Consider the following 25,153-nt stretch of genomic DNA (forward strand, 5'->3'; position numbering starts at 1 on the left):
CGGGAAGATCGAAGATAGTGATCCGTACATGCCTCGTCCGGCCAGCTGGCAATCTAGCGATGCGTGGCAGCAGGCGCGTTTGGCGGCTTGTTGCCTCAGCAATCAGGGAAAGGAATATCCCATGCAAGTTCAGGAGATCATGAGCCGTCGGACCGAACTGGTCGGCCCGAACACGACAATCAGGGATGCCGCCCGGAAAATGCGGGCCGACAATCTCGGCGCCCTTCCGGTCGGCGAGAATGACAGGCTGGTCGGCATGGTGACGGACCGCGACATCGTGATGCGCGGCGTCGCCGAGGAGCGCTCAGCCGGCAACACGACCGTTCGCGAGGTCATGTCCGAGCATGTCTATTGGTGCTTCGACGACGCCGATATCACCGATGCGGCGAAGATCATGGCCAAGCATCAGGTGCGTCGTCTTCCGGTGATCAATCACGACAAGCGCCTCGTCGGCGTCATTGCCCTGGCCGACCTCGGGCGGACCGATGAGGAAGCCGCCAAGATCGCTCTCGAAGGCGTTTCCGAGGCGACGGACGATCCCCGGCGCTAGACGCTCGCCTGGGCGGTTGCCGCGGTGCTCGCCGTTCTTCTCCATCTGGGCTGAACGCCGCCTGCTCAGGCAGCCTTCAGTTTGGCAACTATCGCGCTTTCACTTCTATGCGGCGTGTCTTGTCCTTTGCAGCGGGGTTCTTCGGAAGCTCGACAACCAAAACGCCGTTCCTGAAAGTGGCCTGCACCTTGTCGGCATCGATCTCCGCTTCCAGTGGGATGGTCCGCTGAAACCGGCCATAACTGCGTTCGCTGTAGGTGCGGCCGCCTTCGCCTTCCTTGTGCTCCGAACGCTTCTCGCCCGTAATAAAGAGGGTGTTTTCGCGCAGCTTGAGCTCAACGTCCTTCTGCTCGAGCCCCGGCAATTCGGCGGTGACCTTATAGGCTTGGTCTGTTTCATGTACGTCGACGCTCGGCCAAAGATCGCCGGCCGTAGTCGCTTCGGCCATCGGCGCGAAGAAGTCGTCGAACAGGCGGTCAATCTGCCGGTGGAATGACGTGAGCGGGTCGCGCGCGGATGGATAGAGGCTGCGCGATGGCGTCCGGGGCGCCAAATCGTGATGTGCCATGGTTCTTCTCCTGTTTTTTGTGTCTGCATCACTCGTCACCATGTGATCGGCGACGGCAAACAAAACTCGTCCACCCATGAGGATGTTCCGAGTGCCGGCCAAGAAAGGTGGTCGAAAAACAGCGGCAAAAGCCGGCCCGAATTCCCTCATGACGGGACCTCCGACAATAAATGCGCATCAGGACATGCGCGTCGGGGAACAACGGGCAGGTACGGCTGTTTGGTCACATCACCTAGTCGGATTTGAACGGAAGGAGGATTTCGATGAATGCCACCGGACTCGACGTATTCGACAAGACACTGCAGACCACGAACATCTGGCTCGACGAGATCATGGACGAGATTGGACCGGATCGGCAGGTCGCCTGGCACGTTCTCGGAGCGGTGCTGCACGCCCTGCGCGACCGTATGCAGCCGGATCTTGCAGCCCACCTCGGCTCGCAGCTGCCGATCCTGGTGCGCGGCGCCTTCTATGACCAATATCAGCCTTCCAAAGCTCCCGAGAAGATGCGGTCGCTCGACGAGTTTCTGGCCAAGATCAAGGCGGAGCTGGAATTTACCCGTCCGGTCGATTCCAAGGATGCATTCAGGGTCGTGTCCAAGGTGCTCGCCCATCACGTCGGAGAAGGACAGATGCACAAGGTCTGGGAATCCCTGCCAGGCGAGATAAGACGAGTCGCCGAAGCTCAGCAAGCGGCGTGAACGGCGCAGGCGCGGGCTTCTCGGTCGCAACCTCCTTGGGGAAATAGCAATGCCACTCACCCTTATCAGCCCGGCGTTCCGGGCAGGCGGAAGACTTCCCGAAAAATATGCGCGTGACGGCCAGAACGTCTCGCCGCCGCTGAAGTGGTCCGGTGTCCCGGATGGTACCAAGAGCCTTGTTCTTGTCGTGCGGGATCCCGATGCACCAAGCGGGATTTTCGGGCACTGGGCGGTGTTCAACATCCCGCCGGATGCCGGGGGACTAGCCGAGGCCGAAGACGGCAAGCCCGGCCCGTCGGCACTCAGGCAAGGCACCAACGATTTCGGCAATGCGTATTACGATGGTCCGCAGCCGCCTGCAGGGCACGGCGTCCACCATTACCACTTCCTGCTGGCCGCGCTCGATGTGCCGAGCCTCAGCGTACCAGGAAAGGCGGGCGTGCATCAGGTCTGGAAGCAAGCCCAGAAACACGCATTGGAGGAGACGGAGCTGGTCGGAACCTACGAACGGCCGGCGTGACGCGGGCCGTGTCGGTCGCCGCCTTCACAATGTAATCTGGGCAAGCGGTTTTCGGGCAGGGCCGTGGATGACCGAACCGTCGGCGGCGAAGATCGAGCCGTGGCAGGGACAATCCCAGGTGTGGTCCGCATTGTTCCAGGTTACGGTGCAGCCCTTGTGGGTGCAAATCGCCGAAACCGCCTGGAGTGCGCCTTCGGTGTCTCTCCACGCCGCAATCTTTTCGTCTCCCCTGACGATCACGCCACCCATGCCAGGCGCAATGTCGTGGGTGCTCGAGACGATCGATTGACTGCGGCCGTTCTTGTGGAAGTCCTCGGGATAGGGCCGGGCCGGATCGTAGAGTTTTTGCCATGGGCTTGGGCGGCCGCAGATCAGGTCGGCGATCATCGCGCCCACGGCCGTCCCGTTGGTGATGCCCCAGGCGTTGAAGCCCGTGGCAATGTGGAAGCCGGCGGCCTTGGCGGGATCGGGCTCGCCGGCATATGGAATCCTGTCGGCCGTATCATAATCCTCATTGCACCAGCGCCACGCGACGTCGCCGACCGGAAGGTTCTTTCTCGCCCATTTTTCCAGTTCGACAAACCGCCTCGCCACGTCGCCGTCCCAGCCGGTGTTGAACTTGGGGCCGAGCGTGACCAGCAGTGGACCTTCGGCATCACGGCCCGTCCGGATGGAATGCGTCGGGTCGTCGATGCCGATGAACATGCCGTCGACAGTAAGGGGATCATCGATCCGAAAGGCCATGGCGGTGTGGCAGCGCGGTTGCGTCCGGTTCGCCATGCCGACGGGGCTCTTCACCGTCATGTTGGTGGCGACGACGACGTGCCCGGCATCAACGGCGCCGCCATCGGTGACGACGCGCCAGCGGCTTGCCTCGTCGATCGAGGTGGCGCGGCTGTTTTCGAAGATCCGACCGCCACGGGCCGTCACCGCTTCCGCCAGGCCAACCAGATACATCGCCGGGTTGAACTGCGCCTGGTCGGGGAACCGTAATGCCGCGGCCGTTTCGAAAGGCAGCGGCGCGCGGTCGAGGAGATCGGCCTCCAGCCCGACATGGCGCGCGGCCTCCGCCTCGGCCGCGACCTCCGCGCGCCGGCTTTCATCGCAGGTGTAGCTATAGGCGTCCTTGCTCTCGAGATCGCAGGCGATGGCGTACTCGCGAACCCAATCGCGGATCTGTTTGGCGCCGGCGGAATTCGCATCGGCATAGGTCCGCGCCAGGTCCCGGCCGAAGGTGTCGATGAGATGACGATAGATCAGTGCATGCTGCGTGGTGATCTTGGCCGTCGAGCGGCCGGTTACCTGTCCGCCCGTGCGCAGGCCTTCGAGGACGACCACCGACCGGCCCGCCTCGCAAAGCCGAAGCGCCGTCGTTAGCCCGACAATTCCAGCACCCACGACTACGGCGTCCGCACGGATTGGACCTTCGAGCTGGGGATAGTTCGTGGAGGCGGCTGCCGCCACCCAACAGCTTCCCGGTTTTCCCAAGAGAATGGCCATTTCAACCGCGCCCCTTGCGTCTCCATGCACTTCCATCGACAACCGCGCCGGCGGAGGAACGTTCCCGAGCTTGGTCGCTTTCAATCATTGTCTCGCCACCCCGGGTTAGAAAAGCACCGGGAAGGTGCGAGGTGCAGGCCATCACCCAGGTGATCGCCTCGCGGTCGTATTCGTCGCCGGAGCGCCAGTCCTCGAAGAAGGCGTTCAGCCTATCGACACGCCCCGGCCAGATACCGGCGGCCTGCAGGCCGAGCGAAACGCCGTAATTGGTGAAGGCGAACTTGGTATCGCGCAGCCATGGCGCGCGGCTGAAATAACCGGGCGGGTCGACCCACATCGTTTCCAGAGTTCGCAGCGAACGCCTCGTCTGGGCCTCGGCCCACGGCTCGTCGGGAAAGAAATGGGCGAGCCACAGCATCATGCCGAGGCCGAGGTCCTGGTCGATGTCGAGGCTGCGCCAATCGCGCTCCATCAGGTCACGCATCTGCGCGATCTCGGGCGCCAGTTCCTCGTCGTCGAGCATTCGGTAAGAGACGTAGCCGTCATAGGCATCCATGCTGCCGAGGCCGTAGCCGGGGTAAGGACCGCTCAAATCCTCCTGCATCTTCCAGATCACGCCGCGGCCGGGGACCACAAACGCCGGGTGAATGTCCCGCGCCAGCGTAATGCCGCGCTTGCGGTATTCCGGCTTCAGATCGCCGAGACGCGCCAGGGCGAACAGCCACATCGCCAGATAGTGGAAATACTGGCCGTCGCGATCCGCCGCTTCGCCGATCCTCAGTCCGCGCCGGCGGCCGAGCATACGCTCGACATCGGCCACCAGCCGCTCGGCTTCGCCCAGCCAGCGCTCTTCGCCAGTTTCCGCATAAAGCGAGACGTAGAGCACGACCCCGAATGCATCGGTCCACAGATATCGCAAGCCGTTGGGCCAGATGCCTTCGCCGCGCATCCAGTCGAGTTTTTGCAGGACATAATCGACGTCACGCAGCATCGTCACGCAGCATCGCGCCAAGCCCCGAACTGGCAGAGCCGGCCCGTGTTCGGTGTCCCGCGATTGTGAGCATGCAGAATTTCGAGCATGTCTCTCCTCGTCCGGTTGATCTATCGCGAAACGATCTGATCGGCGGCGGGTTCCTTGGCCATCTCGGCAAGGACAGATGGCGCGGCATTCCCGGGGCGGCGTAGGCGAGATAACCAAGACTGGTCGAGTGCGATACACCCGCACTCGCAGCCAGGATTGTTTCAAGAAGCGATCTCATGACGACGCGCAAAGGAAGGCAAAAAGGTGACGCCGTTCAAGCGAAAAGCTATCAAATTCGACTGATCCTCGGTGTCGGCAAGCCGCAAATGTGGTCAATTGCCTCCGTACATGACCTTCGGGAGCCAGACGACGATTGAGGGGAACACGATGCACAGTCCCACTCCGATCGCCTGCAGGCACAAGAAGGGGACTGCGGATCGAAAGATCGTCGCCATCGAGATCTCCGGCGGCGCAACGCTCTTCAGATAGAACAGCGAATAGCCGAAAGGCGGGCTAAGGAACGCCATCTGCATGTTGACCATGAAAATGACACCATACCACAGTGGCACGTCTTCAGGAGCCACACCGGCCAGCCCAAACGTGCCGCCGAATTCGAGTGTCTTTAGGATGGGCAGAAATATCGGTACGGTGAGAAGGAGAATGCCCACCCAGTCCAGAAACATGCCCAGGACGAACAGAATGATCATCATCAGAACAAGAACGCCGTAAGGCGCCAAGCCTGTTCCGAGTATCGATTCGGCTACGAAGTTCTGCCCACCTTTCAGGATAAAGAAACCGACGAACATGGTGGCGCCGAAGAATATCCACATGACCATCGCCGTGGCCTTGAGCGTCGCGACACAGGCCTCCCGGATCGTGTCCCAGGTCAGGCGCCGATGTGCGGCGCAGACGATGAAAGCCCCGAACGTACCGATGCCGGCGGCTTCGACCGGCGTGGCAATGCCCATGAAGATGACCCCGAGCACAAGCAGGATCAGCAGTATCGGCATGAACGTCCGGCGCAAAAGCTTGAGTTTTTGGGCGAAGTCAATGCGCTCGTTCGGCGGCAACGCCGGGCCGAGTTTGGGGTCGATGTAACAGCGCGCCGTCACGTAGGCGACATACATCCCGGACAGCAGCAGCCCGGGAAATACCGACCCGATCAAAAGCTCGCCCAGCGACTGCTGCGCCACGACGGCATAGACGATCGCCATGACGGAAGGGGGTATGAGAATGCCAAGGGTCCCGCCAGCAAGAAGCGAGCCGCAGGCGAGCTTGGCGTCGTAGTTGCGGCGCAGCATGGCCGGGAGCGCGATCATGCCCATCGTCACTTCCGTCGCCCCGACGACACCGACCATCGCGGCCAGCAGCGTGCAGGAGATCACCGTGGCCGATGCGAGCCCGCCTTTGAGTCCGCCCAGCCATTTGTAGACGACATCGAACAGCTCCTCGATGATGCCCGCCTTCTCGAGAATCGCGGCCATGAAGATGAAAAGCGGCACCGCCGAGAGCTGATAATCCGTCATGAACGGGAAGACCCGAGACGGCAGCATGTTCAGCATGGCCGAATTGCCGAACAGAAAGAGGAAAAGCACGGCAAGGCTGCCGGTGCAAAAGGCCATCGGTAATCCGAGCAGCAAAAGTACGCCCAGACCCCCGAACATCAATATGCTGAGCCACAGGATCGGAAGCTCGAGGCCCATCGCTCAGCCGACCCTTCCAAATGCAGTGGCGATGTCTCGCATCAGCCGGGATAGGCCCTGAAGCAACAGGAGCGCTGCCCCGATGGGGATCGCGAGCTTTACCGGCCAGTATTGGATGCCCCATTCGGTGAATGAGCGTTCGCCAACAGCCGTGGCATCGCTCGCAAATCGCCATCCTGTGACCAGCATGGTGCCGGTGAACAAGAAGAAGAAGGCCGAGGTGATGATGTCGCAGACAGCACGACCGCGTTCGGAGAGATGGCTGTAGACGATGTCTACCCTGACATGCGTTTCGTCACGGTAGGCATAGGCGCCTGCCAGCATGTACTGGATGCCGAACATAAGAAACATGCTTTCATGTACCCAGTTGGTCGGTGAGTTGAAAACAAAACGGGCCACCACTTCGTAGTAGTACGCCACCACTGCGAGAACCGACCAATACGCGACGAACTCGCCCGTCACGCGTACCAGCCAGTCGACCGGCTGGAACAACGCGAGCGGTTGCTTGACGGGCGTGGCTGGCACATCGACTACGAGCGGATGGTCGGCCGCGGCGCGCTCGATCTCACGGGTGCGGGCGCGCCGCACAAGACCGGGTATTAGAAGGGCGTCGCCTGCGAGAGCGAGACCAAGCAGAAGTCCGGCAATTCGGCCGATGCTGTTGGCGCGCTCGAGCCCATGGGCGGCGGCGCTCAGATTATCGCGCGCCACCGTGGCGTCTGCCTCAGCTTTCGCCAGGCGATCGGCAGCGCCTTCTTTGCTGGCTGCGACATCTGCCTTGGCACGCGGCAACAGCCTTTCGGCGTGTTCGCTCTGGGATCGCGCGAGCGACACTGCCTCACGTCCGTCGCGTACCTGGGCGCTCGTCCAAAGCACTGCAATGAACAGCGGGATAAAAATGAATCCCCACCTGCTCTTCAGATAAAACCGGTGCATGCCGAGGAAGCCTGCAGTGACCAGGAACAGGTAGGCAAGAAAGAGATTTGGACGGCCGGCATCGCGCTGTGCCCGCTCGCGATGGACAAGGAAGACCGCAACGAGCGGGAAAAGCACGAGGCTTGACCAGTATAGCCAGTGCGGCAGCACAAATGTGAGTGAGGGCATCGGCGACTGCCTCTTGCAGGAGAGTGCGCCCGCCCGGACAGGACGGGCGCGGAGAGCCTCAGAGGTTGATCGACAATCCCTGATACATGTCCGGCGTCACATAACCGACGGTCGGGTTCTCCATCACCTCAAGCTGCAGTTTGAAGATGCGCGCCGCGTCCTTATCCTTGTTGGCCCACTCGAACCAGATTGGCACCGCGATTTCCTGGAACTTCTGGAGGTCCTCCGGTCCAAGCCGATTGATTTCAATGCCGGCATCCAGGAATTTCTGCCAGGCCCCCATGTCGGCCTTCTGGATGGCCCCGAAATGGACATTGGAATAGACTTGGATTTCGTCTTCCACGAACTTCTTGAGGTTGTCCGGGAGTTGGTTCCAGACATTCATGTTGACGGCAAAGTCCATCAGGTCGACGGGCTGGTATACGGACATCAGACCGGCTGGGCCCATGGAAATGTACTTGGTCACCTGCTGGAACCCGAGCGCCCAGTTTACCGCCGGCCCAGTGTAGTCGGCTGCATCGATCGTGCCTTTCTCCAGCGCGGAGAACACCTCGCCGCCCGGCAGCAGCGTCGTCTTGGCGCCGGCTTTTGCGAATGTCTCGGCGATCATGCCGCCAGGTACGCGCAGCTTCAGGTCTCTGAAATCCTCGATCGAGCGGATCGGTGTCTTTGAGTGGATGATGTTCGGGCCGTGATGAATGCGGTTGACGTAGTAAAGACCTTGTTTCGCATAAAGGTCGCGCGCGGCCTGCAGACCACCTTTCGAATAGAAAAAGATGTCCCATTCGTGCGGATAGCGTAGCCCCATCGTGTAAGAGGAGAGGAACGCCGCAGCGGGAAGCTTACCGGCCCAGTAAAGTGAAAACGAGTTCATCGCTTCCAGAACGCCGTTCTTCACCCCGTCGAGGAGTTCGAAGTCACCAACGATGTCCTTTGCCTTGAACGGCTGAAATTCGAGTTGGCCTCCGGTCTTTTCCTTGATGGCCGCACACCAGCTCTGGAAAGTTTCAAGTCCGACGCCAGCCGGCCACGAGGTTTGAATTTTCCAGATGATTGTGTCAGCGGCTCCTGCCCTTCGAACCCAGGGAGCGGTAACCGCCGTCGCCGTCAGCCCGGCGACAAGTCCGCTCGACTTCAGGAAGCTTCGCCTTGATTTGGAATGCGATTCTCCGTCCATTGTCTTCCTCCCTGTTCGGCAAGCGGACAAACGATAGGCCCACCGCCGGTCTCAAAAACTGAAAACCAATGACACATCCTTTTTGAGGGATCAGAGCATGCCAGCGCCACGAACGACAGAGAAAGAAACGGCGCAGCATGCAAATAACATAGCGCGACGCAAGCATTTTCAACCACTGCGCGCCCGACCCGTAATATGCTCGTGCGGTTTCAATAAATCCACGGTTTTAGTGGGTTATCGGCTAGTCAACGCGGCGTTCCTTCGGCTTATACGAAGCTCGGTGCGGCTTCCGTCCCTGCTTCTTAAGCCGAAACATTGGCCAGGTTGACCTTGCCCCTCTGATCTAATGCGGTTTGAAGTTCGTTCTGGCCCATCGAGAGGACCAGGACATGAAATGTAGCCGCTTCTCTGAAGATCAGATCATCGGAATTTTGAAGGAACATGAGGCCGGGGTATCGGTTGCCGATCTGTGCCGCAAGCACGGGGTCAGCGACGCCTCGATTTACAACTGGAAGGCCCGCTTCGGCGGGATGGATGTCTCCGAGGCTCGGCGACTGAAGGCTCTGGAGGACGAGAACACGCGGCTGAAGCGGCTCCTGGCCGACGCCATGCTCGACAATGCCGCGTTGAAGGATCTTGTGGGAAAGAAATGGTGACGCCCGCGGCCAAGCGGAAAGCTGTCGCTCGCCTGAAGGAAGGCTTCGGGATGAGCGAACGGCGGGCGGGTAAAGCCATCGGCTGTTGCCGCAAGACGGTTCGCTACGAGACCAACAGGCCGGACGACCGCGAGCTTCGCGAGCGGATGAAGGCGATCGCGCAGGAGCGTTGCCGGTTCGGCTACCGGCGTCTTCTCGTGATGCTGAGGCGGGAGGGCCTGGTCGTGAACCACAAGAAGCTGTTCCGGCTCTATCGGGAGGAGAAGCTCGCCGTTCGCCGCCGTGGCGGCCGCAAACGGGCGATCGGGACCAGGGCGCCGATGGTGGTGCCGCTGAGGCCCGACGAGCGCTGGTCGCTCGACGTCGTATCGGACCAGCTCACAGACGAGCGCCGCTTCCGCATCCTGGCCGTCGTCGACGACTGCACGAGAGAGTGCCTGGCACTCATCGTTGATACGTCTCTCTCGGGCATGCGGGTTGCCCGAGAATTGGACCGGCTCATCACCGAGCGCGGCCGGCCGAGAATGAGCGTCAGCGACAACGGCAGCGAGTTCACCTCGAACGCCATCCTCTCCTGGGCGGATCAGAACCGCATCGAATGGCATTACATTGCGCCCGGCAAGCCGATGCAGAATGGCTTCATCGAGAGCTTCAACGGCCGACTGCGCGATGAACTGCTCAACGAGACGCTGTTTACTTCGCTGGCTCAGGCACGCGTCGCCATCGCCCTGTGGCGCGCCGACTACAACACCGCGCGGCCGCATTCCCAAATCGCCTGGCAGACACCGGCCGAGTTCGCCACCACCTTCAATCTGCGACGGTCGCTCGCGCTGCGCTGTGCCAAAGGCTCCGCGCCAGCGCCCGTCGCTTCACCCGCCCAGCAGGGCACAACCCACGCCGGAAACGAACTCAAAACTGGATAGAAACTGGGGGCAAGGTCACTGCCGAACAGGTAGTCCAACCGCGGGATGCGAGAGCGCCTCAAACTCTGCCTTCGTTAGGTCTTGCTCGGTCTGAAACCACCGCGCCATGAGGACTCCGAGATCTTCGGGGATCCGCAACGCCTTTGCTTGGTCCCGCCCCAACTGCGCCAGGAATGCGCACCATTGATCGTATTCCGTTTTGCCGGTGTCGCTCTTCCACTCAACATAGGCATGCTGGGCCAGAGTCTTAATTTCGTCGGTGGGGATCGGTTCGATGCCGTAACGGTATGCGCCTTGCAGGACCTGATAGCCGAATACAAGCAGTGCGCCGGCCCAGTCCAGCGCACTCCGTCTCAAACGCCGGTTGATGCTGACAGAGAATCCCTCGGTTTCAACCTCATGCCACCAATCGACCGGCATATACAAAACGTCACCTGCATTCAGTACGGCAATCTCTCCATGCAGTTGATTCAACAACGGGAACTGGTCAAAATCGGGATTATTCAAATCCACAAGCGCCCGCCTGGGCTTGTCGGCCGTCTTTTCATGCTGCGGATAGATGAAACTATAATCCCAAGGGGGGAACATTTTTACGGCTTTTGTCCCGTGTAGCTGCACCAGGAATGCGTACCAATGATCATAATGCGCCTTGGCGGTAACCCCTTCGGAAGCAACATAGGGAGACGAGCCAACGAACTCCAGGTCGCTTGGCCAAGGCAATGCCTCCAGAAGACTGCTCGGGACTTTCCCGCCAAACATGTAGTAGCGCTCGTTTGCATCGATCAGTGGTTGCCATTCCCCCTGGCCTAGGATCCGCTCGAACAACTCACGAAAGGTCATTTCGTGTGTCATCCCGCTCTTGCGTAAGACATAGGATGCAGTGGAAACCGTGGTCTCGTCCCCTGGAACCACCGTAACCTGCCCGGTATGCCGCGCCCATTTGGGGTCATCCAATCCCCAACCGTCGGAGGCTGCAACCCAGCCTCGAACAACAAACGGCCGATTTTGTCGGATTGCCGTGGAGATTTGCTTGCTGTCAATCTCCTCGATCGGTTTCATGTTAAGCTTTGGCGTTTCGCGAGCTGATTCAGCGAGTTTGGCGTTGCTGGCCATGGTTCCACCCTTATTGAGATGACCTTAATCAAAGAAATGAAATACAAATTGCGTTTCAGTTGGATGATATGTGGCTGTCGGGAGCGACGTCGTCGTGCATTCGAATGGCAGCGATCCAGACACTTGGTGTTCAATGGCCGTGCTGATCGACGAAAGCCGTCACCTGGCAGCGGGACACGCCGATGGCCTGGCAGAGCTTGGCGCTGTTTCCATTCCTCACCGTGCGCGAGAATGTCGAGTTCGGCCTGCGCATGCGCGCCGTCGACAGGGCCGAGCGGCGGCGATGCGTCGACTGGTGGCCGCGAATCTGGAAGAGGACATAATACTCGATACTCGCCCCAATTATACTTGAACGGGAGCGTAAAAGTCTTTGTCTATTGCTCGTTTCTCTTTATTCACGAAGAGCACGTCCCATAGCGGCATAGACCGGCGCGCTGAGATACTCCCATGCTGACCTCGCTCCAGTTTCGATCATGACCTGTGTGCCCATTCCAGCTTGCAATGCTCCAGGCTTCAAAGACTCCGGCCTCAGAACAATTCGGACTGAATAAAAAGCCTGACCGGTCCGAGGGTCAATTAGCCGGTCAGCTGAAAGAGTGCGAACGTCACCGCTCATCGGTTGCTGGTAACGTCTGTTCACAGCGCTAAGCCACACCGTCGCGTGCAGCCCCACTTTCACCTGATCGACGTCGAGGGGGTCAACGTTTGCCACAACAACGAAGCTATCCTCCTGAGGGACGATGTCCATCAGCGGCTCTCCCGCCGTTACGACCCCTCCGTTCGTGTGGACCTTAAGTCCCACTATGGTGCCTCCGATAGGAGCACGTATCTCGGTACGCGTCGCCACGTCATCAGCAGCGGCCATTCGCTGCTCGTATTCGTATATTTTGGCGCGGGTTTCTCCTAGTGTCTCGACGATATCGGCCGTCGTCGAGGCGCTAAGTTCGGCAATCTTGAATTTCGTCTCCTCCATCTTTTGCTGGGTCGCGCCGATCGACGCTACATACCCGCTTAGGGCACCTCCCACGTCCGCCTTTTCTCTTTCCAAATCTACAAGGCGCGTCCTGACTACCAACTTCCTTTCGTACAGGCTGCGCACATCACCTAATTGCTCCTCGATCAGCTCGAGCTTCCGGGTAGCCGCTACCACTTGCCCTTCAAAACCCTCTATCTCCTTCGCCATGCTTCCGGTTGCTTGCTGCAGCAGGGAGAGCTGCTCTCTGAAGAGGTTTTGACGTGTCCGAAAGACACTCTCCTGCCCGGAAACAGCATCCGCTGCCAATTTGCCGGACGCTTTCAATTCAGGCGGAATTTCGATCGAGTCCTTTCCATCTCTTTCCGCGACCAAGCGCGCTTCCGTAGCCTTCGCCTCGTACCACTGCGCCTTGATTTCATTTGCAGCAGCCGCCGAAGCGGTGTTTTGCAATCGTATCAACACCTGGCCTGGCGACACGCGATCTCCTTCTTGAGCCAATATCTCTGATATGATGCCACCTTCGAGGTGCTGAACTGTCTTTACGTTTGACGCGACATTCACCACCCCGGTGGCCAAGACCGCACCCTGGATAGGTGCCGCGACAAGCCACATGCCGGTCAGAGTCGAGAAGGCAGCGACAATCGCGAAACCAGAGATCACTAAACGCCTACCAAACGGCGGCGGATCCTCGGCTTGCTGGGTACCAGAGTGTTCGGTGTCACGGGCGAGCGTAGCTATCATTTAACGCTCCGCAATTCAGTTTTCCCGAAGCGAACGGGAGGAACCGAACCTTCGGTGAGCTCAGGCGATCGACTTCCTAGGATCAGCGACCTATCAACTAATCCGGCAAGACGGTTGGTCTGTCCGGATATGGTGACAATTACCGAGCTTCCCGCATCCTTCATAAGCCTAACCGCCGACTCGAGGGTCTTCTTCGAGGCAGCGTCCAAATTGGCGAATGGCTCGTCCAAGACAATAAGTCTCGGCGCGCGAAAGAGCGCGCGGGCAAGGGCTACTCGCTTCCGTTCACTCCCGGACAGGCCGACCGAGTCGTTAAGCAAAGTGTCATAACCCTGGCCCAGACGAATGATAACTTCGTGTATTCCGGCTATTTTTGCTGCGGAAACCACGTCATCGATAGAACTTTGTTGAAAACGTGCAATATTTTCCGCGACGGTTCCCTCAAAAAGTTCAACGTGCTGAGGTAAATAGCCGATGCCTCCAACTCTAACATTATCCGGAAGCCTGGTTATGTCCATGTCTCCCAAGCGGATCTGACCGGTGCGGGGCTTGAGCAAACCAATGAGAAGACGCGAAAGCGTCGTCTTGCCGGTGGCTGCACGTCCTATGACCAGCAGCAATTCCCCAGGAGCCAGAGAAAGCGACAGTTTCCTAAATACGTCTGCTCGCGATCCAGCATGCCTGAATGTAACTTGATCGAGAACTAACGAGCCTTGCGGCGTTCCAGGAAGCAGAGACGGCTCTACGTCCAACGGTTTGGCAAGCTCCGCCTTGATCTTGGAGTATCCCTCCCGCGCTTCCCTGAGGCTTCTGAGCTCCCGAACTGCCTTTTCCACCATTCTGTAAGCAAATCTGGCAATGAGCCGGGCTGCAAATACGCCTCCGAGGGACGCCGAATCGTTCAGGAACAGCCAGATGCCCGATGCCAATAGAACTATGTAAACGCAACGGTTCAGCGCCCGGATCGCTGCATCAAGGCTCGATCCTCTGGCATTAAGCCGCTCCCGCTGCAAAAAGCCATCTACTCTGTTCCTACCCCAGCGACCGGCGATCGCGTCGGCCATTGCGAAGGCGCCGACTACGTCTTTGTGCCTTTCCGCTGAGATCAATACCTCTTTCGCCTGCTTGGCAGCTTCACGTTCAGCTTGGCGGGGCTCTTGTGTGATCTTTTCTTTGAGCAGGCTCATACCTGTCAGCAAAGCCATGCCTGCCAACGCGATCAGGCCGAGAACAGGATGGATCAAGTATACACATAACAGGAAAACGGGAGCCCAGACCACGTCCAGCCAAGCAGCTAGCCCTCGCTCAACAAAGCTGGAGACTTTCTCGATGCTGGTCAGAAGCGGCGGATTGGGGACGCCTGCCGTCAATCCGGCTTTCACGGACTGGCTGGTCAAGTGGTGCTCGATCCAAACGCTCCAGCGGGAAAGCATACGACGACGAATGGCTTCCAGCACGACGCCGGTTACCAGAGCGAGCAAGGCGGCCAAGGTCAGAATAACGAGGGTTTCCACGCTGCGGCTGGAAATGACCCGGTCGAATATTTGTATAAAATAAAGCGGCCCAGCAAATCGGAGCGCATTGATACAGACACCAAAACCCACAACCGCAGCAAGGCCAGGTATCGACCTTCGCCACATTTCGCTGAGGGGGGCGCTGTACCGCCGCCTACCTCGTGTTCTCAGCAAGGACACCGTCTTTCATGCCCGTCCAAGCGGGGCATGCTGGTCGGGGTCCTCGTTGAAAATTCCCGAGAAATTCATGATCATCCCATCCAAATCGTCATGAGGGCTCAAAGCAGGTCCCGCAAGAACATTTGGCTGAAGCCGATTTGCTGCCCAAAGGTGTTCATCGTGATCAACTGCCTCGAACATCGACCAAGCTCCGCTCACGAGGTTGTACATTTGGGTGGCGGACAGGGGAGGGCACCCGAGGGCTTGGACCAGGCTGCCCAGAGATGACTTGAGGGCTCCACGGGTTTTTGCCAGCACTGCCGCTTCAATCAACTCAGCGGGCGCCTGGATCGACATAAATGCGGGGTTCGAGCTTTGCGATAGCAACTCGGGCAAGGTGACCGAGACGCTCCCAAAGGGACTGGGCCATGTCGCCCTGCTGTCACTGGCAGGCCTTCCGGGGCCAGGTGTTTCTCCCAACTCTGCCAGAATCAGTTCGTGCGCGAGCTTCCCCAAAAAATCAATTCGCAGTTGGGAAGAATAGGCTCGACCCTGGTCGAGTGCCGTCATTGGATTTGGGGAATCAGCAATACGCCGTAGATATGGATTATTGCCCTGTCCGTTAGCCAGTTTTTCAGAAGCGCGAGCCTTTAGAACGGGGCTGAGTGCCCCATCCTGGAGCTCCCATGGGGAATAGACATGCAGGCCAGTGGCTTCTTCAGCCTCCCTCACACCGAGCGGCGATCGGCCGATCCTGCCACTAATTGCAAGTACCTTGTGGCCAGCAGCGCGGAGGGTATCAACTCCATACTTTGCTCCCATCGCGTCATAGGAAGCGAAAATCGCGCCAAGAGCCATGCTCCGAAAAGATTCAGCCAGAATTAGCTCGGAAGTTTCCTTCTGCTGCAGCCCATCGGCAATCTCAATAACAGCGACGTCACATCCATTTTCGGCGGCATGGTTCAGTAGGCGGAAAGCACCCTTCTCAATCAACTCTACCGGGGCTAAATACGTCGTTGCAAATCCGGCATCTGTGAAATCAAGAACGATGTCGGCTCCGGCATCCCGCACAATCCAGGTGTCGCCACCCGAGCCAGTTCCTGTAATTTTCAGTGCCGCGACCTTCAGTCCCGCCTTTTTGAACCCTCGGACCAATGACGTTGCCGTCAATGTCTTGCCGGCGTTCATTGACGTCCCAAGCGACAGAACAATCGGCAGGGAAGGGGGTAAATCGTCTGAGCTGACCTTGTAATCCCACACGTTTAGCCGGCGGCCGAACTTGTCGCCAATCAGGCCGAGCGGGGTGATCTTGGTTGGCGCCAGCATGCGAGCATGCCTGGAAAGCTCACATGCCGCGATGCCGCCCCCCGCTACCAAGTCGCACGGCCCCAGATCGGGGCCTATTACCGCCTCGAACTGGTCAGGAGCGTACCTGTTTCCATAACAGAGGATTATCTCATCTCCGCGAAACATGATCGCCTTTCGCCCGCAGATGAGCTCCAGTCTGCTGTGATTGCCGAGTTCATCAACGCGCGCCAAAACAAGATCGCCAGCGACGGGCTGTATAGGTCCGGTAACGAGTGTGCGCATGTGAGATGCGGCGACCCGGCGGGTGGCGAATGCTCGTTTAGCTCTCTTCAGGCGCCCGCGCTTAATTCTTGAAACGGACATGAACCCCCCAACTTACATTTGGATGGCATTTAGAAGTCTTTTCTGTTCTATGTATAAGATTAAGCCCTTTTCTATACTCATCTCCATTTGCAACCGATTATCCAATAACCAATATGATTGGATAAATATGATTAGATAAATAGCATTAGATGCCCAAAATACATACCCAAGCTGACGACTTTTAACGGCTATTAACACTATAATGTCTGGATCTCTGCCATTCGAATGCATGACGACATCTCCCCGCGAGGCCACATACCATCCAGCTGCATTGTCCGGATCAGGCCGGCGGGAAATCCACTGGTCTTTCAAGAGAATAAGAACGCGACTTCCGGATGCTGCGGCCGTAGCGTTTAGGCTGAACGCGGGGGATCAGAGATAAAGCGTGCTTAAATGTGGTGGAATGCGCCACATCTTCGCCCCTTCACATCGGGTCTTGCCGAAGCCGCTCATGCCCATCGATGCGATGCCCGTTTCGAGATGCATTTGAAGTGGCTGCAGCGGAAGCGTGGTCAGGAAGTCTGTATTGTGGGCGACGGTCGAAAAGCAGGCGGAGCGTGAACATCCGGGGTCAAAAGTGGGGTTATGGTCAGCCTATCTGAAGAGTTGGGACAAATTGAGATTGTCAGTTTTAAGGTGCTATCGGGACTTAATGTGCATAGCACGAACACGGTGGTCAAATTAACCCTGAATATCGGGCGGCTAGCGGTTTCTTGCATCTCCGATTTTACTGCGCTGGCTCACTCAGCGCTGTCCGAAATGTTTCCCGGTTGTGCACAAAACGCTTTGGTCCCTCGCTACATTGCCGACGCAATCCTGTCCGCTGATCTTGAGCTTCGCCGCGCGATGAATTTCTATTCGTTTTCGCCGACGGCGTCGCTAATAGGCGATCCGTCCGAAAGCCATCTTGCAATCATTTGGGAGTCGGATGACCCGCAGATGTCGCGCGCGGCTGCTTCGGCTGTCGTTGAAGCGATAGGTGAGGCGGCGCGAGGCGAGGACGGGGCAGCGAAATACGCTCAGACTCGGGAGCTAAACCTGGAACGGGCGAAGAGACGACGTCTTTCAAATTCGACCGCTGTGCTTGTAGCTGCAGCTAAGAGAAATCACATCCCGTTCGAATTCATTGCCCGTAACCACCTTCGCCTTGGCCAAGGCAAGCACCAGAAGCAGCTGTTCTCAACGATATCGGGCTCTACATCGTTTGCGTCGGCGAAGGTGGCCTTGGACAAAAGGCTGGGCAACAGACTTTTGGCGCAAGCGGGGATCACAGTACCCCGTCAGATTACCGTTCGCACCAAACCTGAGGCCGTCGCTGCCGCCAAACAGCTGGGTAAGACCGTCGTGGTCAAACCGGTTCAGGGAAATCAGGGTCGGGGAGTCTCGGTTAAACTGCGGGGACGCCGTGCAGTTGAGGCTGCATTCGATATAGCGCACGACGTTACTCAGTCAGAGCGGTTTGGCGTCTTGGTTGAGCAGTTCATCGCCGGCCCGGAATTTCGAGCGACAGTCGTTGACTATCATCTCGTGGCGGCGGTCATGTGTTGCCCGCCCCAAGTCGTTGGCGACGGTGAAAAAACGATAGTTGACCTGATTCATGATTTGAACCGAGAACCCGACAGAGATGGGAGACGTCTTTCTCCTGTAGAGATTGACGATGAGCTGCTACGGCACCTAGCCTTGCGTCGTCTTACGCTGGAGTCCGTCCCAATTTCCGGGCAGCCTTTGGTTCTCCGACCTACCGGCCACCTCGCCCGTGGAGGCGTCCCGGTCGATGTTACAAACTCCGTTCATCCAGATAACATGCAACTGTGCGAGCGCATCGTGAGAGTCATCGGCCTTAACATTGCCGGGATAGATCTCATCATGCCCGATATTGCAAGATCATACAAAGAGGTCGGGTGTACTGTCATCGAGGTAAATGCACGGCCGGGGATCGAGTTTCATCTTTGGCCGCGAGCGGGGACCTCGAGAGATGTGAGTGAGATAATCCTGGCCAATATGTACAATGAGCCGGGCTCTTCGGAAATTGCCACCGTACTCGTCATCGGCGATCGACACACTGGTGCGGTGGCGACAGCAATCGATCATCGGTTCCAGGCGGAAGGGCGAAGAGTTGGTCTCTTGTCGAAAAGAGGCGCTTACATCAACACTGTACCCCAGGAATTTGGGCGGCGGACAACCCCGCAAATGCTGGCCAGAGACCCGTTCCTGGAAGCCCTGGTTTATGCAGCCTCTCCGGACAGACTTTGGGCGAGCGGTCTTTGTCTGGGTGCTTGCCGTGCGGTCTCGATGACTCGAACGGATGCAGACAATGGTACAGTTCTCGAAGATCTCGCTCAGCGAGTGTTGCAGTGCGGCAACCAGGGCTATTTCATTGTCAACAGCGAAGATGAATGGCCCCGCCGTGCGCTGTCGACCTTGCCGACCACACGACTAATATTGGTCAGTTCCGAGCCTGATACTGATACCGACCTACGTCGGCACCTACAGAGTGGTGGTTTGGTTCTAACTTTGAGATGGAGCACTGACGGATCGGGTGCCAAAATGGCGCTTTTGTCGAGATCTGGTGAGCTAGCCGCGGAACCCCTCGCATCTATGTCTCAGTCGCGGCCACAGCAAATAAGGTCTGCCATGCACGCAATGGCAATGTCGTATTTGGCAAAAAAGGATGGCTGGTTCGATGAAGTGGCCCCGTTTCCTTCAGTTCGGCCCGAGACGAACGACGTTCGATAGCAGTGATGAGTTTATCGATTCTGCTCAAGCTAAGGAGAGTAAGGTTATGAACACTGTTTCGCCGACTGCAACACCGAGTGTTTCGCTAAGTGATGCGGCGACACTCGTTGCTTTGACTTTGAAACGCACCACAAACAAAGCGGGACAGCCGCGAACCCGTGCAAGAATGTCGTACAAGACATTCAGGCGCCTGACTGGACGGCGTGTCGGCGGGGCGGCGTTCGTGAGAGGCTTCACGGAGGAATTGTTGAAACTAGGCTGGCTGATGATCCGTATGCCATCGGCTTACGGCTTCGTGCGCGCCGCCTCCCTCGACAAGTGGCGTCTCATAAAATCAAATATGGTCGCGGAAGAACTTAAGGTGATTAAGGAGGGATCTGCGGCGAAGGCATTGGAGAGTGCTCGGCAAGAGCTCGCTGGATCGGGTGAGAATAACGGTTCAGCAGGCGGCCTCAGTAAGGCAGCTCGAATAAGCGGAGAGAAGAAAAAGCCGGTCGCAAGCATCGGATAGATGTGCCTCGTCAGGAGATTGATTTGTGTAGCCCCCATCAGGGGCAGGCGAATTGAGGCCAAAACGCTGCCGGAAGCTGGGCTGCAGACTCGGATCCAGCTTCCCACCATGGAGCGAAAATGCGGCCTCAGAGCATGTTGAAGGACAATCTCCACGCCCTGTAGAGAGTTGGCCTCAGGGCAACCGACGGCATGTCCTTTCGATCAATTTCAGTACCCGCCGGCGAAAGGTTCGCAGGATTGCGGAGCGCAAGACTTGTGAATTCTTGCGTCTCAGCGTTCGCAGAAGAAGCAGTAGCTTTGGGGAAAAAGATGGCGACTGGATCTGTTTACGTCTGGGAGCGTTGCGATTCAGATTTTACTGGTGGCCGGGTGCATTCAACCGAGGTCGAACTGCCTTATCTTTGCCAAAACACGGGGAGGCAAGGGCTGCGTGGGCGATACGTGGACGTAATCGGTCATCCAGCCACGGATGTTCACTGGCCCACGGGTGAGATGGGCGAAGCACTGCCCGACAAGCAAGGTAACTATGTTTTCAAGCCTTTCGGCGGCGGAATTCTTGGTGAACAGGAAGGTTGTGAGGCCGCGGCACGCTTCGGCCAAGTCAACGTCTACTACCACGTCTCCTTGATAGCTCATCGAGTGAACGAAGTGCTGCGTTCACTCGGCGAGGGCCCGTTGCCGAAGGTCAGAGCGATCGTTAATGCGCACCAGCCGAAACAAGGGGGAGTTAACGGGGATCTGCTTAGGTTGGTGCCGCTCAAAGGGACCAAATACCGATATCCAGCAAGAATCGAAAATCTCGATGATTTTTCGATCCCCCTCTGTGGGGAATTGCTGTTCGGCCCGGGGCGTGCGGTCACAGCGGAAGGGTGGCTTCCACGAATTTCAGGCGGTGCTTATCTGTGCGACCCCTCGCACAATGCCAGTTTCATATATCAGGCATTCGGGTTTCACGTGGTGCGCCATACCGCTGACATCCAAGCTGACAGGCTGCATGCACCGCGCGCCAGTTTCAGTAGGCCTGGTCCCCTTGAGTACGCCTTGAGCGCATACTTTGCGGCCGCGATGCTGTCGACTCCCTACGTATGGTGTTGGCACCTCCGTCATGATGCCGAGTTCGTACCATCGGATACTCTTGCCAATGATTCGCGTATGGACGACGCCGAGATGCCACCGCCGGACGCGCTGGTCGCGCAAGTCATAGCGGCGACAATGTGGGACCTACACAAGGCTTTTCCGGGAGACGAACTTACTTGCATTTCGTTAGTTGTAGCTGCCCTTTTGGCGCTGGGACGACTTTCTGATAGCCCGTATGCTCCTTCCGGAATTCGAACGCGCGCCCTCAGGTCACTTCCGAAGAGCTTTGCCTCGTGTTTGCTTCATGCAGACCGAATGAGATTCAGTAGCCGTTACGAAACACTGATCCGAAGCGTTTTTGAGAAGCGTGGGATCGGCTTTAGTTCTTCAGCGGTTGAGACATTGTTGGCACCCTCCGTTCAGCCACCCCTTTACCGCCTCAGTGAATCGGAAGAAGTCCGGCGCCATGTTGTAAAAATTCGCGAGAAGTTTTCAGAGGTCATAATTCCGGATGACATCGATCTCATCGACCCGGACCAACTTGAACAGTTCCTCTCTTCGTCCGCCAGCGCTCCGTACCATTTGGCGGCGGTCGGAGATGTGATGACCGGGATGCGGATGCGTCATCGTATCCGCAGGTTTGGCCCAGACTATGCCTTCGCCTGGGTCAGGCCGATCTTTAGACGCTGCGCTTTGATAACGGGAAACCTTGAGGGGCCGTTCTCCACCATCTCTGAGAAAGCAGATACCACTCGGAACTACTCATACAAAGTGGACCCCAAGTCAGCCTCTGTCTTACGTCGTGCAGGCTTCGCTGCCATGACTGTCGCGAATAACCACATTCAAGACTGCGGTCGGGGTGGCGTGGTTGAGACGCTAGCCACGTTAGAGCGACAGTATATCCAACCGTACGGTGGTGGTAGGAACCAGAGCTCTGCTTACCACCCGGCGATTTTTGATGGCGCAGATATCCGCATCGGACTTCTCGGATATTACTGGAACCGTCGAACAGCGGCTCGTGGCGAACTTCCAGGCTCCGCACAAGATGTGCCCGAATTCGTCGAGCGTGATCTGGCCCAACTTCGTCCACTGGTCGATCGGATCGCCGTGATGGTACATTGGGGTTTGCCATACCAGCGCCAACCTACCGAGCAAGACCGCATGAAAGCACGGCTATTTATCGACCTGGGTGCGGACGCAGTCATCGGCCATCATCCCCACATCCTTCAGCCGATCGAGATTTATAATGGTCGGCCGATATTATACAGTGTCGGCAATTTTGCATTTGGGTCCGGAAACAGCAAAGGGGAGTCCATTCTGCCTTGCTTCCACTTTGGTGCGAAGCAGATCCGTTTAGATATTTATCCAGTTTACGTTCAAAACAGAGATCCGCGCCTCGACTACCAACCAAAGATAATGGGAGGAGCAGCCGGTCGCGCGACAATCGATCGGTTGCTGGCGTTGTCGCCTGGACTCGCCGATGTTGTCGTAGCCGTTCAAGACAGATGCCTTAGATTGGCCATCCCTGCACTGGCGTGAGGCTCCGAAGCTCATGCGTATGCCGTACGCGGATTTGCACTGGGTTCCTCGATCGCAATGGCGGCGCGAGCGATACGTGCCGACAAAACAAGGAGCCGATACCCTGTCACGCAGGAAGCTGAGGTGCCGCGGAGGCGTCGCTTGCGAACATTGCGAGGACCAGACGTGGAGGAACGAACTCTTTACTGCTCAGCCGGTTTTGATTTGTTTAGCTGCCGCTAATGGGGTATGTCATCCCTGCGGGATCGTCCATGGGAGCGACAGGTGCGATTTCTAATCCGTCTGTTAGGGGCAGTCGTCTTAGGCTGTAGTCTGACGTATTCAGGCCAAGTACTTGCCTGGAAGGTCGGCAAAGGTACGACCTCAGCAACTATTAACGGCATAAAGTTGACAGTATACACCTATCATCCGAAGAACTGTGCCAATCCATCGATCCTGTTCGTATTCCATGGACTAAGCCGAACGGCCGAATCCTACCGAGACTACGCGCAGCCTCTTGCGGATCGAAATTGCCTGATCGTTATGGCGCCGCTTTTCGACCTGGAAAGGTTCCCAGGCTGGAGCTATCAGCGGGGAGGCATTGTCAACTCGGGCACAATTCAACCTCGGGACAGGTGGACTGTCTGGTACGTGAAGGGCTTGGTAAACTGGGCGAGGGCCCGAGAGGGGCTGCCGACTGCCCAGTACTACCTTTTTGGGCACTCGGCGGGAGGTCAATTCATGTCGCGTGTTGCAGCATTTGCCTTGTCGGATGCCAAGAGAGTGGTCGTAGCCAATCCGTCGACCTACGTATTGCCTTCCCTAGCAGAGGCGGCAGCCTACGGGCTGGGATGTCTCTCCTCGGGCTGCGTCTATACGCCGGATCAAGCCTCTCAGGAGTTGAAGGCCTATCTGGCTTTGCCTCTAACGATCTATCTTGGAGAAGACGACACTGGCGATGTCGATCTAAACGAAAGCGCAGCTGCTATGCGCCAAGGAGAGACGCGTTTGGATCGGGGGCAGTTCACTTTTGAGCTGGCGCAAGCTGTCGCGACCGCTAACGGGTGGCCTTTCAATTGGCGTCTCGTGATTTTGCCGGGTGTCGGACATTCGGCACGCGACTTGTTGCAGTCTGACCAGGCTCAGCAAGTCTTCGGCCTTAAGTAAAGAATTAGCACATCGCTGACTTCAAGGTCTGCCGCGTTTCACTCAGCTCAATGAGCAGCGAGACAGCTTGCATCGCCTTTTTGCCGAGCGTGAATTGCCGCTGCGTTTTGTTGTTCTAATTTAGTAAATTCTAAACCATCTTCGGTCTAAGTTGCTCTTAAGAGAGGGCTTCTGGATGCGGAGACTGAAAGATCTGCCGCCCGAAAAACGGGGGAACTTTGCCGTCGCGATGGCCTTAATGGTGGTGCCACTGGGCTTGGCCCTCGGCCTTAGCATTGACTTTACCAACGCCGCTTCCTGGAGATCCAAGCTGCAGGAGATAGCCGATTCGGCGGCTCTTGTTGCTGTCGAGAGCGACGGAGGAAACGAAGCAGCCGTCCAGGCCGCGAAGAATTGGGCGCTGGCCAATGGCTCCTTCGTGACCGGCGCTGTCGTTGGGGTGAGCATCACCACTCCTTCTGCTGGGACGCGAGAGGCGGCGGTTGAAATCTCAGCTGGAATGCCAACCGCTTTCATGAGTCTTGCTGGAATTCGGAGCATTAACCTTCACGCGGCGGCAACGGCCCGAAAAGCCGCGCCGGATTATTGCTTCTATGTCCTCGATCCTGCCTCAAATGGAGCGCTGACGGTAATGGGTTCCGGGGGGCTTTCGGTGCCAAACTGCGGTATCCAAGTGAATTCCTCCAGTCCAAGGGCACTGAGGCACGTTGGAACCGGAAAGATTGTCGCCAGAAAAATCTCTATAGTGGGCAATTACCAAGGCGGCGGTTACACCATCATCCCGAAAACCAACCAACCCGAACTTGCAGACCCCCTTGTCGATCTACCGCAGCCCGTTCCACCGAACGGCTGCGACTACAGTGATCAGATGCTGACCGATGTTACCATTCCGGCCGGCCGGGTGTTCTGTGGAAACATTGACCTCGATGGAAATGTCGTTCTTTCTCCCGGAGTTCACTATTTTCAGAACGCAACAGTGAGCATCGGCAGCCATGTGAATCTCTCGGGCGACGAAGTCACGATATTCGTTGACTCCGAGTCAAGCATTATTCAGTCAGCAGGCAAAGGTGGCGTAAGGATTTCGGCTCCCACGAGTGGCATTTACGCTGGCATCGCTATCTTCGGGTCACGCACAGTTACGCCCTCTGTGCCCACGGTCTCATTGTCCGGAAACAAAAACTACTTAATTGAAGGGGCTATCTACCTGCCCCATCATCGTTTTCGGATGAGAGGGACAACAGACCTGAAGTCGACTGCCAACTCAGGTTGGATTGTTGCGTGGCAATTTTTCTATAGTGGCAACTCGAGTGTGGCCCTGGACTGGTATGGTGCGACTCCGCCGAAAGGCCTTGGAGACTTAGGAATAGTGCTCCTTCGCTGAAGCAATACTGATGTCAGTGCTCGGCACAGGGCTAATCTTTGTTGTTGCTGCATTGGGCTCGGACCAACCAACCATTCCCGGCGGCTGCCGTTATATGCATGGCCGAAATGACCGAGCGGGCATGACTGTGCGCAGCTCTTCGGTTGGCGGCGTCCAGCCGGCGC

At 57.7% G+C, this 25,153-nt stretch carries 21 protein-coding genes; 11 read left to right on the forward strand and 10 right to left on the reverse strand.

All coding sequences use genetic code 11. From position 1 onward, the window contains the following. The first annotated feature begins 121 nt into the window (after nucleotides 1-121). Nucleotides 122-550, forward strand: a complete 429-nt coding sequence (locus tag NKI29_RS19080; protein ID WP_023677862.1) for a CBS domain-containing protein — start codon at nucleotides 122-124, stop codon at nucleotides 548-550. Between the two features lie 88 nt (nucleotides 551-638). Here the strand turns inward: NKI29_RS19080 and NKI29_RS19085 are convergent, their stop codons facing one another. Next, on the reverse strand, nucleotides 639-1,118 hold the full coding sequence (locus NKI29_RS19085) for an Hsp20/alpha crystallin family protein (RefSeq protein ID WP_352796987.1): 480 nt from the start codon (nucleotides 1,116-1,118) through the stop codon (nucleotides 639-641). Nucleotides 1,119-1,381: 263 nt separating this feature from the next. On the opposite strand from NKI29_RS19085, the gene NKI29_RS19090 reads away from it, so the two are divergent. Together NKI29_RS19090 and NKI29_RS19095 are read left to right on the forward strand one after the other, a co-directional pair. Continuing rightward, the gene (locus tag NKI29_RS19090; RefSeq protein WP_023677864.1) at nucleotides 1,382-1,819 is read left to right on the forward strand and encodes a DUF2267 domain-containing protein; all 438 of its coding nucleotides are present in this window, start codon (nucleotides 1,382-1,384) and stop codon (nucleotides 1,817-1,819) included. Nucleotides 1,820-1,868: 49 nt separating this feature from the next. Next, entirely contained in the window at nucleotides 1,869-2,339 is a 471-nt protein-coding gene (locus NKI29_RS19095) for a YbhB/YbcL family Raf kinase inhibitor-like protein (protein WP_352570612.1), read from the forward strand. A gap of 24 nt (nucleotides 2,340-2,363) precedes the next feature. On the opposite strand, the gene NKI29_RS19100 is transcribed toward NKI29_RS19095, so the two are convergent. Together NKI29_RS19100 and NKI29_RS19105 are read right to left on the reverse strand one after the other, a co-directional pair. Beyond that, nucleotides 2,364-3,839, reverse strand: a complete 1,476-nt coding sequence (locus NKI29_RS19100; protein ID WP_352570611.1) for an FAD-dependent oxidoreductase — start codon at nucleotides 3,837-3,839, stop codon at nucleotides 2,364-2,366. Between the two features lies 1 nt (nucleotide 3,840). Next, nucleotides 3,841-4,830 (reverse strand): hypothetical protein, encoded by a 990-nt coding sequence (locus NKI29_RS19105; RefSeq protein ID WP_352570639.1) that lies wholly within the window; start codon nucleotides 4,828-4,830, stop codon nucleotides 3,841-3,843. A 71-nt stretch (nucleotides 4,831-4,901) separates the two neighbouring features. Between NKI29_RS19105 and NKI29_RS19110 the strand changes: the two genes are divergently transcribed. Continuing rightward, nucleotides 4,902-5,024 (forward strand): hypothetical protein, encoded by a 123-nt coding sequence (locus NKI29_RS19110; protein ID WP_352570610.1) that lies wholly within the window; start codon nucleotides 4,902-4,904, stop codon nucleotides 5,022-5,024. A gap of 168 nt (nucleotides 5,025-5,192) precedes the next feature. On the opposite strand, the gene NKI29_RS19115 is transcribed toward NKI29_RS19110, so the two are convergent. The 3 genes from NKI29_RS19115 to dctP form a co-directional block, all read right to left on the reverse strand. Next, nucleotides 5,193-6,563, reverse strand: coding sequence for a TRAP transporter large permease (locus NKI29_RS19115; RefSeq protein WP_023677869.1), 1,371 nt, complete (start codon nucleotides 6,561-6,563; stop codon nucleotides 5,193-5,195). A gap of 3 nt (nucleotides 6,564-6,566) precedes the next feature. Further along, nucleotides 6,567-7,616, reverse strand: a complete 1,050-nt coding sequence (locus NKI29_RS19120) for a TRAP transporter small permease subunit (RefSeq protein WP_352570609.1) — start codon at nucleotides 7,614-7,616, stop codon at nucleotides 6,567-6,569. A gap of 109 nt (nucleotides 7,617-7,725) precedes the next feature. Beyond that, nucleotides 7,726-8,844: a TRAP transporter substrate-binding protein DctP gene (gene dctP, locus NKI29_RS19125; RefSeq protein ID WP_352570608.1), complete on the reverse strand. Its 1,119-nt coding sequence runs from the start codon at nucleotides 8,842-8,844 to the stop codon at nucleotides 7,726-7,728. Between the two features lie 389 nt (nucleotides 8,845-9,233). Here dctP and NKI29_RS19130 point away from each other — a divergent pair. Further along, nucleotides 9,234-10,423, forward strand: a protein-coding gene (locus NKI29_RS19130) for an IS3 family transposase (protein ID WP_352570607.1) whose coding sequence is annotated in 2 segments (ribosomal slippage) — nucleotides 9,234-9,483 and nucleotides 9,483-10,423 — 1,191 coding nt in all. Because the reading frame shifts where the segments join, the coding sequence is not laid out codon by codon here. A gap of 15 nt (nucleotides 10,424-10,438) precedes the next feature. Here NKI29_RS19130 and NKI29_RS19135 read toward each other — a convergent pair. Beyond that, a complete protein-coding gene (locus tag NKI29_RS19135; RefSeq protein ID WP_352570606.1) occupies nucleotides 10,439-11,536 on the reverse strand; it encodes a cupin-like domain-containing protein in 1,098 nt (365 codons plus the stop codon). A 182-nt stretch (nucleotides 11,537-11,718) separates the two neighbouring features. Between NKI29_RS19135 and NKI29_RS19140 the strand changes: the two genes are divergently transcribed. Further along, complete coding sequence (locus tag NKI29_RS19140; RefSeq protein ID WP_352570605.1) at nucleotides 11,719-11,859, forward strand: hypothetical protein; 141 nt, start codon at nucleotides 11,719-11,721, stop codon at nucleotides 11,857-11,859. Nucleotides 11,860-11,927: 68 nt separating this feature from the next. On the opposite strand, the gene NKI29_RS19145 is transcribed toward NKI29_RS19140, so the two are convergent. The 3 genes from NKI29_RS19145 to NKI29_RS19155 are packed head-to-tail and all read right to left on the reverse strand — an operon-like array spanning nucleotide 11,928 to nucleotide 16,597. Beyond that, complete coding sequence (locus NKI29_RS19145; protein WP_352570604.1) at nucleotides 11,928-13,253, reverse strand: HlyD family type I secretion periplasmic adaptor subunit; 1,326 nt, start codon at nucleotides 13,251-13,253, stop codon at nucleotides 11,928-11,930. After that, nucleotides 13,250-14,893, reverse strand: coding sequence for an ATP-binding cassette domain-containing protein (locus NKI29_RS19150; protein ID WP_352754714.1), 1,644 nt, complete (start codon nucleotides 14,891-14,893; stop codon nucleotides 13,250-13,252). Before NKI29_RS19150 ends, NKI29_RS19145 begins: the two co-directional genes overlap by 4 nt. Nucleotides 14,894-14,953: 60 nt before the next feature. Beyond that, nucleotides 14,954-16,597 (reverse strand): hypothetical protein, encoded by a 1,644-nt coding sequence (locus NKI29_RS19155; RefSeq protein ID WP_352570602.1) that lies wholly within the window; start codon nucleotides 16,595-16,597, stop codon nucleotides 14,954-14,956. Between the two features lie 585 nt (nucleotides 16,598-17,182). On the opposite strand from NKI29_RS19155, the gene NKI29_RS19160 reads away from it, so the two are divergent. From NKI29_RS19160 to NKI29_RS19180, 5 genes are all read left to right on the forward strand, one after another. Further along, on the forward strand, nucleotides 17,183-19,333 hold the full coding sequence (locus tag NKI29_RS19160; protein ID WP_352570601.1) for an ATP-grasp domain-containing protein: 2,151 nt from the start codon (nucleotides 17,183-17,185) through the stop codon (nucleotides 19,331-19,333). A gap of 46 nt (nucleotides 19,334-19,379) precedes the next feature. Next, nucleotides 19,380-19,844, forward strand: coding sequence for a hypothetical protein (locus NKI29_RS19165; RefSeq protein WP_352570600.1), 465 nt, complete (start codon nucleotides 19,380-19,382; stop codon nucleotides 19,842-19,844). A 311-nt stretch (nucleotides 19,845-20,155) separates the two neighbouring features. Then, complete coding sequence (locus NKI29_RS19170; protein WP_352570599.1) at nucleotides 20,156-22,462, forward strand: CapA family protein; 2,307 nt, start codon at nucleotides 20,156-20,158, stop codon at nucleotides 22,460-22,462. Nucleotides 22,463-23,182: 720 nt separating this feature from the next. After that, the gene (locus NKI29_RS19175; RefSeq protein WP_352451186.1) at nucleotides 23,183-23,608 is read left to right on the forward strand and encodes a hypothetical protein; all 426 of its coding nucleotides are present in this window, start codon (nucleotides 23,183-23,185) and stop codon (nucleotides 23,606-23,608) included. 175 nt (nucleotides 23,609-23,783) lie between these two features. Next, nucleotides 23,784-24,989: a TadE/TadG family type IV pilus assembly protein gene (locus tag NKI29_RS19180; protein ID WP_352574895.1), complete on the forward strand. Its 1,206-nt coding sequence runs from the start codon at nucleotides 23,784-23,786 to the stop codon at nucleotides 24,987-24,989. The last annotated feature ends 164 nt before the right edge of the window (nucleotides 24,990-25,153 follow it).

It is taken from the genome of Mesorhizobium sp. M0678, from assembly GCF_040320505.1.
In the GTDB taxonomy this organism is placed as follows: Bacteria; Pseudomonadota; Alphaproteobacteria; order Rhizobiales; family Rhizobiaceae; genus Mesorhizobium.

What these genes read in the sequence shown, in the direction of transcription:
- NKI29_RS19080 (WP_023677862.1), top strand. Translation starts at nt 122, where the DNA reads ATGCAAGTTCAGGAGATCATGAGCCGTCGGACCGAACTGGTCGGCCCG.
- NKI29_RS19085 (WP_352796987.1), bottom strand. Translation starts at nt 1,118, where the DNA reads ATGGCACATCACGATTTGGCGCCCCGGACGCCATCGCGCAGCCTCTAT.
- NKI29_RS19090 (WP_023677864.1), top strand. Translation starts at nt 1,382, where the DNA reads ATGAATGCCACCGGACTCGACGTATTCGACAAGACACTGCAGACCACG.
- NKI29_RS19095 (WP_352570612.1), top strand. Translation starts at nt 1,869, where the DNA reads ATGCCACTCACCCTTATCAGCCCGGCGTTCCGGGCAGGCGGAAGACTT.
- NKI29_RS19100 (WP_352570611.1), bottom strand. Translation starts at nt 3,839, where the DNA reads ATGGCCATTCTCTTGGGAAAACCGGGAAGCTGTTGGGTGGCGGCAGCC.
- NKI29_RS19105 (WP_352570639.1), bottom strand. Translation starts at nt 4,830, where the DNA reads ATGCTGCGTGACGTCGATTATGTCCTGCAAAAACTCGACTGGATGCGC.
- NKI29_RS19110 (WP_352570610.1), top strand. Translation starts at nt 4,902, where the DNA reads ATGCAGAATTTCGAGCATGTCTCTCCTCGTCCGGTTGATCTATCGCGA.
- NKI29_RS19115 (WP_023677869.1), bottom strand. Translation starts at nt 6,563, where the DNA reads ATGGGCCTCGAGCTTCCGATCCTGTGGCTCAGCATATTGATGTTCGGG.
- dctP (WP_352570608.1), bottom strand. Translation starts at nt 8,844, where the DNA reads ATGGACGGAGAATCGCATTCCAAATCAAGGCGAAGCTTCCTGAAGTCG.
- NKI29_RS19135 (WP_352570606.1), bottom strand. Translation starts at nt 11,536, where the DNA reads ATGGCCAGCAACGCCAAACTCGCTGAATCAGCTCGCGAAACGCCAAAG.
- NKI29_RS19140 (WP_352570605.1), top strand. Translation starts at nt 11,719, where the DNA reads ATGGCCTGGCAGAGCTTGGCGCTGTTTCCATTCCTCACCGTGCGCGAG.
- NKI29_RS19145 (WP_352570604.1), bottom strand. Translation starts at nt 13,253, where the DNA reads ATGATAGCTACGCTCGCCCGTGACACCGAACACTCTGGTACCCAGCAA.
- NKI29_RS19150 (WP_352754714.1), bottom strand. Translation starts at nt 14,893, where the DNA reads ATGTGGCGAAGGTCGATACCTGGCCTTGCTGCGGTTGTGGGTTTTGGT.
- NKI29_RS19155 (WP_352570602.1), bottom strand. Translation starts at nt 16,597, where the DNA reads ATGTCCGTTTCAAGAATTAAGCGCGGGCGCCTGAAGAGAGCTAAACGA.
- NKI29_RS19160 (WP_352570601.1), top strand. Translation starts at nt 17,183, where the DNA reads ATGGTCAGCCTATCTGAAGAGTTGGGACAAATTGAGATTGTCAGTTTT.
- NKI29_RS19165 (WP_352570600.1), top strand. Translation starts at nt 19,380, where the DNA reads ATGAACACTGTTTCGCCGACTGCAACACCGAGTGTTTCGCTAAGTGAT.
- NKI29_RS19170 (WP_352570599.1), top strand. Translation starts at nt 20,156, where the DNA reads ATGGCGACTGGATCTGTTTACGTCTGGGAGCGTTGCGATTCAGATTTT.
- NKI29_RS19175 (WP_352451186.1), top strand. Translation starts at nt 23,183, where the DNA reads ATGTCGCGTGTTGCAGCATTTGCCTTGTCGGATGCCAAGAGAGTGGTC.
- NKI29_RS19180 (WP_352574895.1), top strand. Translation starts at nt 23,784, where the DNA reads ATGCGGAGACTGAAAGATCTGCCGCCCGAAAAACGGGGGAACTTTGCC.